This is a genomic window from Arthrobacter sp. NicSoilB11 (assembly GCF_019977375.1).
Classification (GTDB): domain Bacteria; phylum Actinomycetota; class Actinomycetes; order Actinomycetales; family Micrococcaceae; genus Arthrobacter.
Map to the genome: position 1 here is coordinate 1,450,111 of NZ_AP024657.1, position 12,481 is coordinate 1,462,591.

Sequence of the window (12,481 nt, forward strand, 5' to 3'; positions counted from 1 at the left end):
TTAGACGTGTCCCATCGCGTTCCGGCCGGCGTTGCGGATGTAGCAGGTCCAGCAGACCAGCAGCATCACCACGTAGGCGGCAACGAATCCGTAGAAGGCCGGGGTGTAGGAGCCACTGGCGGTGCTGGAAGCGTTCAGGACCTGGGGGATGACGAAGCCGCCGTAGGCGCCGATCGCTGAGATCAGCCCGAGTGCCGAGGACGCCAGGCGCTGGGTTGCCACGGAGCTGGCGCCGTTGCGTGCGGCCCGGCTGGAGGTGGCGAAGATGACGGGGATCATCCGGTAGGTGGCGCCGTTTCCAAAGCCGCTGGCGGTGAACAGCATCAGGAAGAGGACCAGGAAGAGCCAGAAGTTCTTCAGCGGCAGGGTCCAGATCATGGTGAGGGTGATGACGGTCATGGAAGCGAAGGCTGTGACCGTCATCCGGGCCCCGCCCATGCGGTCCGCCATGCGTCCGCCGTACGGGCGGGCCAGCGAGCCCACCAGGGGGCCCAGGAATGCAAGGGACAGGGCCACGGTGCCTACTCCGATGGAGGAGAACGCGGGGAAGTAGTCCTTGATCAGCTTGGGGAACACACCGGCGAAGCCGATGAATGAGCCGAAGGTGCCGATGTACAGCAGAGCCATGATCCACAGGTGCGGTTCCTTGAGCGCAGCGACCGAGCCGGCCACGTCACCCTTGGCGCTGGTGAGGTTGTTCATGTACTTGAAGGCGCCGAACGCTGCGAGAAGGATGAAGGGAACCCACATCCAGCCGGCCATGGGAAGGTTGACGGTGCCGGCGGCCAGCAGGGTGATCACGATGGGAACGGCAAGCTGTGCGACGGCGGCGCCCAGGTTCCCGCCTGCGGCGTTCAGGCCCAGCGCCCAGCCCTTTTCCCTGGCCGGGTAGAAGAAAGTGATGTTCGCCATGGAGCTGGCGAAGTTGCCGCCGCCGAAGCCGGCCAGTGCGGCCACGAGCAGCATGACGCCGAAGGGCGTCTCCGGGTTGGAGACACACAGCGCCAGGCCGGTGGAGGGGATCAGGAGCAGCAGGGCGGACACGATGGTCCAGTTGCGTCCGCCGAACCGGGGAACCATGAAGGTGTACGGGATGCGAAGGGTGGCGCCCACGAGGCTGGGCATGGAGATGAGCCAGAAGATCTCCGAGGTGGAGAATGTGAAGCCGGCGGCCGGCAGCTGGACCACCACAATGGACCACAGCTGCCAGACAACGAAGCCGAGGAACTCGGCGAAGATGGACCAGTTCAGGTTGCGGCGGGCGATGGCGCGGCCGGCGGTTTCCCACTGCTCCTTGTTCTCGGCATCCCAGTTGGCGATCCAGCGGCCGGGGCGGAATTCAAGGGCAGGGGTGTCTGTGGTGCGGGTAGAGCCGGGCTGTACGCCGGCATCGACGGTGCGGTCAACAGTCACGGGTTACCTCCTTCAGGGGGATGTTGTTCCTCAAAGGTAGGGACGGCGCGTTTCACGGACGGTCGATGTTTGTTAACGCGCTGTGACTTTTGCCTATCCGGTCCGGCCCGGCGGCGTGAGGCGGCCTGCCGGACCGCATTGTGAGACATGCAACACACGTCCGAATGGTGGACGTTTCGTCCATTGACTGGACGTGGCGAAGTAAGATCGAACTCTAACTATTCGAGCCGGGAGGGCAGCCCTGCCTGTGCCCGGCCGGTCTCACGAAAGCGTTTACCTATGTCATCCACCGATACCACCACGGTGCCTGGTTCGCACCAGCCGGTGAACTCCCGCGGCCGCGTCATCGTGGCCAGCCTGATCGGCACCACAGTGGAGTTCTACGACTTCTACGTCTATGCCACTGCCGCCGTGCTCGTTTTCCCGAAGCTCTTCTTCCCGGGCGCGAACGAAACCACCCAGCTGCTGAGCTCCTTCGCCGTTTTTGGTGTGGCATTCATCGCCCGGCCGCTCGGCTCCATCGTCTTCGGGCACTTCGGCGACAAGTTCGGCCGCAAGGGCACGCTGGTGGCGTCGCTGTTGACCATGGGTATTGCCACCTTCCTCATCGGCTGCCTCCCCACCGCGCTGGTTCCGGGCTGGGAATTCTGGGCACCGGCCCTGCTGGTGGTCATGCGCTTCGCCCAGGGCCTTGCGCTCGGCGGGGAGTGGAGCGGGGCCGCGCTGCTGGCCACCGAGAACGCCCCTGCCAACAAGCGGGCCATCTACGGCACCTTCCCGCAGCTGGGCGCCCCGATCGGCTTCATCATCGCCAACGTCATCTTCCTGGTTGCGAGCTACACCCTGACGCCGGAAGCTTTCCAGGCGTGGGGCTGGCGCGTCCCGTTCCTGCTCAGCGCCGTCATGGTGATCCTGGGCCTGTACGTACGGCTCAAGCTGATCGAAACCCCCGCCTTCACCAAGGTGCTGGAATCCAAGGAGGTGGCCAAGCTGCCGCTTGGCCGCGTCTTCAAGACCAGCTGGCGCCAGCTGATCCTGGGCACCTTCATCATGCTGGCCACGTACGTGCTCTTCTACCTGATGACCACGTTCACCCTTACCTACGGCACCAAGCCAACCCTCGAAGGTGCCAAGGCCGCGGCCGAAAAGGCCGGAAAGCCCATGTCTGACGCCGCTGCTGCCGCGTTCGTTCCAGGCCTCGGCTACACCCGCAACGACTTCCTCTGGATGCTGATTGCCGGCGTCGTCTTCTTCGGCATCTTCACCCTGGTCTCCGGACCCCTGGCCGAAAAGTACGGCCGGCGCAAGATGCTCCTCGCCGTCACCGCGGGCATCTTCGTGTTCGGCCTGCTGTTTGTTCCGCTGTTCAGCGGTGGCTTTGTGGGCACCATGGGCCTGCTGATCCTCGGGTTCTCCCTCATGGGCCTCACCTTCGGGCCCATGGGAGCGCTGCTGCCGGAGCTGTTCCCCACGAACGTCCGCTACACCGGCTCGGCGATCAGCTACAACTTCTCCAGCATCCTGGGCGCTGCGGTGGCACCGTTCATCGCCGTGGCCCTGTGGGAAGTGGCCAAGGGCAGCCCTGTCCTGGTGGGTGTCTACCTGACGGCCATGGCCGTGCTCACCCTGATTGCGCTGTTCCTTACCCGCGAAACCCGCGACCTGGACTACGAGAACAACGTGGCCTGACGCTTCGGGTGCCGAAAATGCCCGGCGCGGCCATCCGGCCCGCCGGGCATTTTCATGCTCACCGTGCGTAGCGCGCCACGAAGTTCTTCAGCACGGCCATGGGCTCGGTGACCGTGAATTGGCGTGCGGCGGCCATCCGCTCCTCGGCGGATTCGGGCGGAAAGTAGCCGGCGTGCCGGTAGATATCGATCCGGGTCACCAGCCCGTCGGTGTCCAGTTCGGGATGGAACTGGGTGGCATAAAGGTTGGTCTTGACCCGGAACATGTGCACGGGGCAGGTGGCTGAGCTCGCCAGCAGCACCGCGTGCGGTGGCAGGGAACTGACCGCTTCCTTATGGCCGGTCAGGGCCGTGAAGGTCCGGGGCATGCCCTGCAGCAGGGGATCCTGCAGCCCGGCATCCGTCAGCTCGATTTCCACGGCGCCCAGCGGCTCGCCGTAGGTCCTGTCGATGACCGCGCCCTGGTGGCGGCCCAGCGTCCCCACCCCGTAGCAGGCGCCCAGGAAGGGAAAGTCGAGGGCTACCAGCTGGTCCAGGAGGCCGGACAACTCCCGCTCCACCCGGTGCTGGACCGGGCTCTTCTGCTCCGGCGGATCGCTGGACGTGAACGGGCTGCCGCCCACGATGACGCCGGAATAATCCGCAAGATCCAGCGCGGGCAAAGGAGCGGCCTCAAGCCTGACCCGGCGCAGTTCCCGTTCCTCAAGCCCGCCGTACCTCAAATAGGCGGCATATTCCTCCTCCGCGGCAGCGTCTTCCGGGCGGGAGGCGAGGAGCAGGAAAGGCAGCATGAGCTAAGTCTGCATCCTGGCGGCGCCCCCTGCCAGCACCGGCTCAGCCGGCGGGCTGGGTCAGCGACCGGCGGGACTGTGGCCGGGCTGCGGGGTCGGCGTGGCGGTGCACCAGCTTCCAGTAGCCTTCCTCGCGCCGGAAGATACTGGTCACGCGAAGCGCGAATTCCTCGGTGGCGGCCGCCGCGTCCAGCCGTGCCCGGAAGTGCTCGGTCTCCACCAGGTAGGCGGTGTCGCGGGCGGTGTAGGAGGTGACGGTGTCGAAGCCCAGCATCTCGCCGTCGCGGAACTGCCGCGCCGCCTGGTCAAGCCGGGCCTCCACCTGGGCCCAGCCGCGCGCTATGCCGCCAAAGGGATTGGCCAGGGTGACGTCGTCGAGGCGGGAGTAGAGCTCCTTGATGGGGGCCGGATTGCCCCGGGTGATTTCGGGAACCGCCTGGTGGTAGCGGTCCACTTCTTCCTGGAAGCTGGGTGCGAGCATGGCTGCCGGGACTGCTTTCTAGTCTTCGATGGTGGCGATGATGGCGCCCGCGGACACCGTTTCGCCCGCCGTTGCCGTCAGGCCGGTGATGGTCCCGGACCGGTGTGCGGTGAGGGGCTGCTCCATCTTCATGGCCTCGAGGACCACCACCAGGTCACCTTCGGACACAACGTCCCCGTGCGCCACGGCCACCTTCACGATGGTGCCCTGCATGGGGGAGGTCAGGGCGTTGCCGGTGGCAGCCGCGGGACCGGCGGAGCGGGACCGCTTCTTGGACTTGCCCGGCTTGGCGGCGGCGCCTGCTGCAGTGCCCGGCGTGCCCAGGGACGCGGGGAGGACCACCTCCAGCCGCTTGCCGCCCACCTCGACCACGACGCGCTGGCGGTCTTCTGCGGAGCCGTCTGCATCGGTTGGGGCATCCGGCGTCCAGGCGGGAAGGTTGTTGCTGAATTCGGTTTCGATCCACCGGGTGTGGACCTTGAACGGGCCCTCGGCCGGGGCGAAAGCGGGGTCCGACACAACTGCGAGGTCGAACGGGATGACGGTGGGGATGCCCTCCACCACCATCTCCTCCAGGGCGCGGCGGGCACGCTGGAGGGCCTGCGTCCGGGTGGCGCCGGTGATGATCAGCTTTGACAGCATGGAGTCGAAGTTCCCGCTGATCACGTCGCCCTGTTCCACGCCCGAGTCCACGCGCACGCCGGGACCGGTGGGGTTCTTCAGGACGCGGACCGTGCCGGGGGCCGGCAGGAAGTTGCGGCCCGGATCCTCGCCGGTGATGCGGAATTCGATGGAGTGTCCGCGGACCTCGGGATCGCCGTAGCCCAGTTCCTCGCCCCTGGCCAGCCGGAACTGTTCGCGCACCAGGTCGATGCCGGTGACTTCCTCGGAGACGCAGTGCTCCACCTGGAGGCGGGTGTTGACTTCGAGGAAGGAGATGGTGCCGTCCTGGCCCACCAGGAATTCGCAGGTTCCGGCGCCGAGGTAGCCGGCCTCCTTCAGGATGGCCTTGGAGGATTCGTAGAGGCGCCGGTTCTGGTCCTCGGTGAGGAACGGTGCCGGGGCTTCCTCCACGAGCTTCTGGTTGCGCCGCTGCAGGGAGCAGTCGCGGGTGGACACCACCACCACGTTGCCGTAGGCGTCGGCCAGGCACTGGGTTTCCACGTGCCGTGGGGCGTCCAGGAAGCGCTCGATGAAGCATTCGCCGCGGCCGAAGGCTGCGGTGGCCTCACGGACGGCGGATTCGTACAGCTCCGGGATTTCTTCCCGGGTGCGGGCCACCTTGATGCCGCGTCCGCCGCCGCCGAAGGCAGCCTTGATGGCCACGGGCAGGCCGTGGCGGTCCACGAAGTCCAGGACTTCGTCCGCGGACTCAACGGGGTCGGCGGTGCCCGGAACCAGCGGGGCGCCCACCTTTTCGGCGATGTGCCGGGCCTGGACCTTGTCGCCCAAGGCGGAGATTGCCTCCGGGGAGGGGCCGATCCAGGTGATGCCGGCCTCGATCACCCGTGCAGCGAACTGGGCATTTTCGGCCAGGAAGCCGTAGCCGGGGTGGATGGCGTCGGCGCCGGACTGGCGGGCGGCGTCAATGATCTTGTCCATCACCAGGTAGGACTCCGCCGCGGTGGTGCCACCCAGGGCGTACGCCTCGTCAGCCAGCCGGACGTGCAGCGCGTCCCGGTCCGGATCTGCGTAGACGGCCACGGAGGCAATGCCCTCGTCCCGGGCCGCCCGGATGATGCGCACGGCGATTTCGCCGCGGTTGGCGATCAGCACCTTTGTGAGGCTCGGCTGTGTAGTACCTGCGGACTGCTCCAAATTTGCTGACAAGGCGTCTCCTTCTTTCCTTCAGGGAGCCTAGCGCGCTTTTGGAGGTTCCGCCGATATTACTTGCGGAATCCGCGTGTAAACCGGCCGTCCTTTGTAGGGAAGCTACAAGGAGTATGGAAACCGGGCGATTTACCGCCGGGGCCAGAGGTCCGTAATGCGCACGTTGGCGGACGCGAGCAGCCCGCGCAGGGTGGAGACGGAAAGGCCGACGACGGCGTGCGGGTCGCCGTCGACCTTCCGGATGAAGGCGCCGCCCAGGCCGTCGATGGTGAAGGAGCCCGCGCAGTGGAGCGGCTCTCCGGTGGCGATGTAGGCGTCGATCTCTGCCGGCTCCATCTCCAGGAAGGAAACCTCGGCTGAGGCGACCGCCCCCACCGTGGCGCCCGAGCCGCGGCCGCTGCCGCCGTCGTCGTCCGTGTCCCTGCAGTCCACCAGCCAGTGGCCCGTGTGCAGCACTCCCGCGCTGCCGCTCATCCGGAGCATCCGCTCGCGGGCGACGTCGGCGGTGTAGGGCTTGCCGTGCGCCTCGCCGTCGAATTCAAAGACCGAGTCGCAGCCCAGCACCAGGGCGCCGTCCGCTTCCGGCAGCGCCGCGACGGCCTCGGCCTTGGCGCGGGCCAGCAGCAGCGCGGTGTCGTGCGGGTCCGTGACGCCGTACCGCGCCTGCACGGCGGCCTCGTCGACGTCGGAGACCAGCACGGTGTGCCGGATGCCGGCCTCGGCCAGGAGCTTGGTGCGGGCGGGGGACTGGGAGGCGAGAATCAGATGGAGCACGGCTTCAGCCTAGTGGACCAGCTCGCCGGAGGCGGGTGCTGCCTGGCCCCTGTTGAGCTTGGCGCCCTCCACGTCCACGTCCGGCAGGATCCTGTCCAGCCACCGCGGCAGCCACCAGGACCTGGCGCCCAGCAGGTACATCACGGCCGGGACGATGGTCATGCGGACCACGAAGGCGTCGAACAGTACGCCGAAGGCCATGGCAAAGCCCAGCGGCCGGACCATGGTGAGGTGGCTGAAGATGAAGCCGGAGAACACGCTGACCATGATGATCGCGGCCGCGGTGACTACGGCGGCCGCGTGCCGGAAGCCCACCCTGACCGCTTCCTTGGCGGACGATCCGTGCATGTATGCCTCGCGCATGCCGGAGGCGATGAACACCTGGTAGTCCATGGCCAGGCCGAACAGCACGCCGATCAGGATAATGGGCAGGAAGCTGAGCACGGCGCCGGGGTTGGCCACGTCGAAGATGTTCCCCAGCCAGCCCCACTGGTATACCGCCACCACGGCACCGAAGGCGGCGGACAGGGACAGCAGGAAGCCGCCCGTGGCCAGCAGCGGGACCACGATGGACCGGAACACCAGCAGCAGCAGGATCAGGGAAAGTCCGACGACGATGGCCAGGTAGGGCGGCAGGGCGTCACCAAGCTTGGTGGAGACGTCCACGTTGCCGGCGGTCTGCCCGGTCAGTCCCATGGCCACGCCGTAGTCGGACTGGATCTCCCCGTTGAGGCCGCGGAGCTCGGAGACCACCTTGACGGTGGTGGCGCTGGCCGGGCCCTCCTTGGGGATGACCTGGAACACGGCGGTCCGGCGGTCCCCGCTGAGGGCGACGGGCACGGCTGCCACCACATTGTCCACGGCACGGAGTTTGTCCGCGATGTCGTACTGCAGCTTCCGGGCCTGGGCTTCGTCCAGGTCCGCGGGGAACTCGCCGACGGCCACGATGGGTCCGGTGACACCTTCGCCGAAGCTGCGGGCCGTGAGGTCGTAGGCCTGGTAGGCCTCTGACTCCACGGGTTCGGAGCCTCCGTCCGGCAGGGCCAGCTGCAGCTGGGTGGCGGGCAGCGCAAGGGTGCCCAGCAGGAGGATGCCCGCGATCAGTGCCACCCACGGGTGCCGGGTGACCAGGCCGCCCCACCCGCGGGTGCTGCGTTCCTTATCGGTGGCGAGGTCGGCCGCTTCGTGGTCCGGTTCGGCGTTGTGGGCTTCGGCTTTGGCCCAGGCCCGCCGGGAGATGATGCGCCGTCCGATCAGGGACAGCATGGCAGGGGTCAGGGTGATGGCCACGAGCACCGCAACGGCCACGGTTCCCGCTGCCGCAAGGCCCATGACGGCGAGGAAGGGCAGCCCGGGGACCACCAGGGCGGCAAGGGCGATGATCACGGTCAGGCCGGCGAAGACCACGGCGTTGCCGGACGTGCCGTTGGCCCGGGCAACAGACTCCTCCGCATCCATGCCGGCAAGGAGCTGGGTGCGGTGCCGGTTGACGATGAACAGCGAGTAGTCGATGCCGACGGCGAGGCCAAGCATCAGGGCCAGCATGGGCGAGATGGAGCTCATGTCGAACAGGCCGGAAAGGGCGAACGTGATGCCGACGCCCACGCCGACGCCGATGATGGCCATCAGCAGGGGCAGCCCGGCGGCGATCAGCGTGCCCAGCATGAGGATGAGGACCAGCGCCGCAACGGCGATGCCGACGATTTCCGCGGTGCCGAACAGTGCCGAAATGTCCTCGGTGATTTCCTTGCTGGCCAGCGCCGTGACGCCTGCCGCGGAGGTCTCGTGGGCGATCTCCTGCACCTGCTTGCGCACGGCCGGGGCCAGCCCGTTGATGGAGGTCTTGAACTGCACCTGTGCCACGGCGGCCTTGTTGTCCGCGGACACGAAGCGGATGGCTGATGCTGCCTGGGCCTGCCGTTTGCCCTGTTCCAGCTTGGCCTTGTTGGCCGCCAGTTCCTGGGCGCCGGCGTCCAGCTTGGCCTGGCCCTGGGCCAGCGCTGCCTTCTGCTGGCCAAGCTGGGCTTCAATCAGTGCTGCCGGCGCCCCGGCGGCGGTGAGCTGCTGCTCGGCTGCCGCCAGCCGCGCCTTGCCGGCTTCAAGCTGGGCCCGGGAGGCGTCCAGCTGTGCCTGCCCGGCCGCCAATTGCTGTTCGCCGTCGGTGATGGCCTTGCCGGCCTGGTCCACCTGTGCCTGGGTGGCGAACGGGTCCACCGTGCCACGCACCTCGGGGAGGGTCTGGAGCTTCTTCAGCGCCTCCGTCACGGCCGTCCGGCTTTGGGCCGTGAAGCCGCCGTCCGGGGCTTCGAAAACGATCGTGGCGCTGCCGCCGGAGGCCGAGGGCAGCTCCTGCTTGAGCTTGTCCGCAATCCGCTGGGTTTCGGTCCCGGGAATCTGGAAGTTGTTGGACAGGGTGCCGTGGAATGCCGCGGCCGAGCCGCCCACGGCCACCAGCACGGCGAGCCACAGGGAGATGACAAGCCAGCGCCGGCGGTAGGAGAACTTGCCGAGGCGGTAGAGGAGCAGTGCCATGCGGGTGAACCGATCTGATCAGGAGGAACGGGTGGCGGATGGTGGAGCGGGGGTGTTGAAGCCGGTGGCCAGCAGGGCCATGGCATCGATGAGCAACTGCCGGAGCTCGGCCAGGGATGCGGGTGTCAGGTCCGGACCGCGGCGGCTGAACCACACCTCCATGGCGGCCTTCCCGCAGGAGATGATCGAGCCGGCCAGGGCGTGGACATAAAGCTCGTCCTGGGCGCCGGGGGTGCCGGCGAGGCGTTCGCGGGCGACGGTGAAGACCTGCGCCCGGCAGTGGTCCCACGCCTCGAGTTCCGGGTGCGACATCAGCGGGCTCTGCTGGGTCAGCGTGAACAGTTCCGCCAGCGGCGCCACGGCCTTGGGGTCGGCAAGGGCCATCAGCGCGGCCTGGGCGGATTCCAGCATGGGCTCGTCCGCCGGGCGGAGGCGCAACTGCTGAATCGCGTTGTCCAGGAAGCCATGGACGATGGAGGCCAGGGCGGCGTCGGTGCTGCTGAAGTAGTTGAAGAAGGTGCGGCGCGAGATCCCCGCGGCGTCGGCGATGTCTTCCACCGTGAAGTTTCCGGGGCCTTTGGAGCGCAGGAGTTCCAGTGCGGCGTCGGTGATCGCCTGGCGGGTGGCGGCCTTGTTCAGCTCGCGCCGGGAAGGTGCGGCGGGTTCGTCCGGCGGGGCAACGGGTGATGTCACGCGCTTACACTACGTGCAAGTTTGCACTCAATGCAACTTAAATTCACAGGAGAACCATAGCTTCCCGACAGCCCTTCCTGATCCTTGCGCCGGATGCTTGGTATGCCTCGCCCGAGGCGAATCACCAGGAGCCGTCAGTTGACGGCGAATCAGGAGACGCGACATGAGACGCACGAAGAAGATGACCGTGGGCCTGACGGCCGCAGCGCTGGCGCTTGGTGCCGGAATCGGCGTGGCCGGCATGGCATCCGCCACCACGACGCCCACTCCCACACCCAGCGCGGGTTCCAGTGCTGCCGCTGACGGAACTACCGGCAGCGCCCCCGATGGCATGGGCAGGCACGGCGGCCGCGGCGGCCATGGGATGGAGCAGGCCTCGGCGCTGGCAGCGAAGCTGGGCGTTGATGAAGCCAAGGTGGCCGACGCCTTGAAGGCCTTCCGCGAAGCCAACAAGCCCACCACGCCGCCGGCCGAGGGCCAGAAGCCGGATCCTGCCGCCCGCGAGGCCGCACTCGCCAAGTCCCTTGCTGCATCGCTGGGCATCGATGAAGCGAAGGTGACCGCAGCGCTGCAGGAGATCCGCAGCGAGGAAGAGGCCGAACATGCAGCCGGACTCAAGTCCCGCCTGGACAAGGCTGTAGCGGATGGAAAGCTGACCCAGGCTGAAGCCGACGCCGTGACGAAAGCCATCCAGAACGGGGTAATCGGAGGTGGCTGGCACTGACCATCACTGTTGTTGAGCGATACGCGCAGCCCTGATTGCAAAAAGGCGTCCCCGGGAGAATCTCCCGGGGACGCCTTTCCTTGCTGCTGTGCCTTACGCCTTTGCATCCTGCAGTTCGCGGGGTGCGGTGTCGGCGCTGGTGCCGTCGGTAGCGGTTTCGCCGGCGGCAGCATCGGCGTCGCTGTCATCCACGAACGGGGTCCCGTTGCGGGGTGCGTTGTACAGCGATTCGTCCAGGATGCCCTGGCGCTTGGCCACGATGGTGGGAACCAGGGCCTGGCCGGCCACGTTCACAGCGGTGCGCCCCATGTCCAGGATGGGATCAATGGCCAGGAGGAGTCCGACGCCGGCCAGCGGCAGTCCCAGCGTGGAGAGCGTCAGGGTGAGCATCACCACGGCGCCGGTGGTGCCGGCGGTTGCGGCGGAACCGAGGACGGAAACCAGTGCGATCAGCAGGTACTGGCTGAAGTCCAGCTGGATGCCGAAGAACTGGGCCACGAAGATTGCCGAGATCGCGGGGTAGATGGCTGCGCAGCCGTCCATCTTGGTGGTGGCGCCCAGCGGCACGGCGAAGGAGGCGTAGGCGCGGGGGACGCCCAGGCTGCGTTCGGTGACGCGCTGCGTCAGCGGCAGGGTTCCCACGGACGAGCGGGACACGAAGGCCAGCTGGACGGCGGGCCACACGCCGGAGAAGTACTGCTTGATGGACAGTCCGTGGCTGCGGACCAGGATGGGGTAGACGACGAACAGCACCAGGACCAGGCCGGCGTAGATGGCCACGGTGAACTTGCCAAGCGAGCCGATGGTGTCCCAGCCGTAGACGGCCACGGCGTTGCCGATGAGGCCAACGGTGCCCAGCGGCGCGATGCGGATGATCCACCACAGGACCTTCTGGATCACGGCAAGGGCTGAGGCGTTGAGGTTGAGGAACGGCTCCGCAGCCTTGCCCACCTTGAGCGCGGCGACGCCCACGGCGATGGCGATCACGAGGATCTGAAGGACGTTGAAGCTGACCGAGGTGGTGACGGCGCCGGAATCGCCGACCGTGGAGCTGGCACCCAGGCCCAGGAAGTTCTTGGGGAAGAGGCCCACCAGGAAGGCCCACCAGTCACCGGACTTGCCGGTGTACTTGGCTTCCCCGCTGATGCCGGTGTTGGCGCCGGGCTGCAGCAGCACACCCAGGCCGATGCCGATCAGCACGGCGATCAGGGACGTAATGGCGAACCACAGGAGCGTGTTCCAGGCCAGCCTGGCGGCGTTGGACACCTGGCGCAGGTTGGAGATGGAGCTGACGACGGCGGTAAAGATCAGCGGGACCACGGCGGTCTGCAGCAGGGACACATAGCTTGAGCCGATGGTCTGCAGGGTGGCGCCGAGGGCGTTGGGGTTGGCCTTGGTACTGCCGGTGTACTTGGCCAGCAGGCCAAGGCCAAGGCCCACGATGAGGGCGGCGATGATCTGGAAGCCGAACGAGCCCGCCCACCTGGGCAGCTGGAATCCGGTCTTCCCTGCGGGGGACGGGGTGCTTGTCTGAGTGCTCACCCGACTACGCTAG

At 67.3% G+C, this 12,481-nt stretch carries 10 protein-coding genes; 2 read left to right on the forward strand and 8 right to left on the reverse strand.

What is annotated here, in order from left to right; all coding sequences use genetic code 11:
- Window positions 1-1,413, reverse strand: a complete 1,413-nt coding sequence (locus LDO14_RS06800; RefSeq protein WP_223994511.1) for an MFS transporter — start codon at window positions 1,411-1,413, stop codon at window positions 1-3.
- 279 nt (window positions 1,414-1,692) lie between these two features.
- On the opposite strand from LDO14_RS06800, the gene LDO14_RS06805 reads away from it, so the two are divergent.
- Window positions 1,693-3,102, forward strand: coding sequence for an MFS transporter (locus LDO14_RS06805; protein ID WP_223994514.1), 1,410 nt, complete (start codon window positions 1,693-1,695; stop codon window positions 3,100-3,102).
- A 58-nt stretch (window positions 3,103-3,160) separates the two neighbouring features.
- Here the strand turns inward: LDO14_RS06805 and LDO14_RS06810 are convergent, their stop codons facing one another.
- The 6 genes from LDO14_RS06810 to LDO14_RS06835 all read right to left on the reverse strand — a co-directional run bounded on the left by LDO14_RS06810 (window position 3,161) and on the right by LDO14_RS06835 (window position 10,202).
- Complete coding sequence (locus LDO14_RS06810; protein ID WP_223994516.1) at window positions 3,161-3,892, reverse strand: glutamine amidotransferase; 732 nt, start codon at window positions 3,890-3,892, stop codon at window positions 3,161-3,163.
- A gap of 43 nt (window positions 3,893-3,935) precedes the next feature.
- Window positions 3,936-4,373: a nuclear transport factor 2 family protein gene (locus tag LDO14_RS06815; protein WP_018770100.1), complete on the reverse strand. Its 438-nt coding sequence runs from the start codon at window positions 4,371-4,373 to the stop codon at window positions 3,936-3,938.
- Between the two features lie 18 nt (window positions 4,374-4,391).
- On the reverse strand, window positions 4,392-6,191 hold the full coding sequence (locus LDO14_RS06820) for a biotin carboxylase N-terminal domain-containing protein (protein ID WP_223995150.1): 1,800 nt from the start codon (window positions 6,189-6,191) through the stop codon (window positions 4,392-4,394).
- Between the two features lie 141 nt (window positions 6,192-6,332).
- On the reverse strand, window positions 6,333-6,977 hold the full coding sequence (locus LDO14_RS06825; protein ID WP_223994518.1) for a nucleoside triphosphate pyrophosphatase: 645 nt from the start codon (window positions 6,975-6,977) through the stop codon (window positions 6,333-6,335).
- Window positions 6,978-6,986: 9 nt separating this feature from the next.
- On the reverse strand, window positions 6,987-9,509 hold the full coding sequence (locus LDO14_RS06830) for an MMPL family transporter (protein ID WP_223994520.1): 2,523 nt from the start codon (window positions 9,507-9,509) through the stop codon (window positions 6,987-6,989).
- Between the two features lie 18 nt (window positions 9,510-9,527).
- Window positions 9,528-10,202, reverse strand: coding sequence for a TetR/AcrR family transcriptional regulator (locus LDO14_RS06835; protein ID WP_056393552.1), 675 nt, complete (start codon window positions 10,200-10,202; stop codon window positions 9,528-9,530).
- A gap of 163 nt (window positions 10,203-10,365) precedes the next feature.
- Between LDO14_RS06835 and LDO14_RS06840 the strand changes: the two genes are divergently transcribed.
- Window positions 10,366-10,926: a hypothetical protein gene (locus tag LDO14_RS06840; RefSeq protein WP_223994523.1), complete on the forward strand. Its 561-nt coding sequence runs from the start codon at window positions 10,366-10,368 to the stop codon at window positions 10,924-10,926.
- 93 nt (window positions 10,927-11,019) lie between these two features.
- Here LDO14_RS06840 and LDO14_RS06845 read toward each other — a convergent pair whose 3' ends face one another.
- The gene (locus tag LDO14_RS06845; protein ID WP_018770094.1) at window positions 11,020-12,468 is read right to left on the reverse strand and encodes a dicarboxylate/amino acid:cation symporter; all 1,449 of its coding nucleotides are present in this window, start codon (window positions 12,466-12,468) and stop codon (window positions 11,020-11,022) included.
- Between the last annotated feature and the right edge of the window lie 13 nt (window positions 12,469-12,481).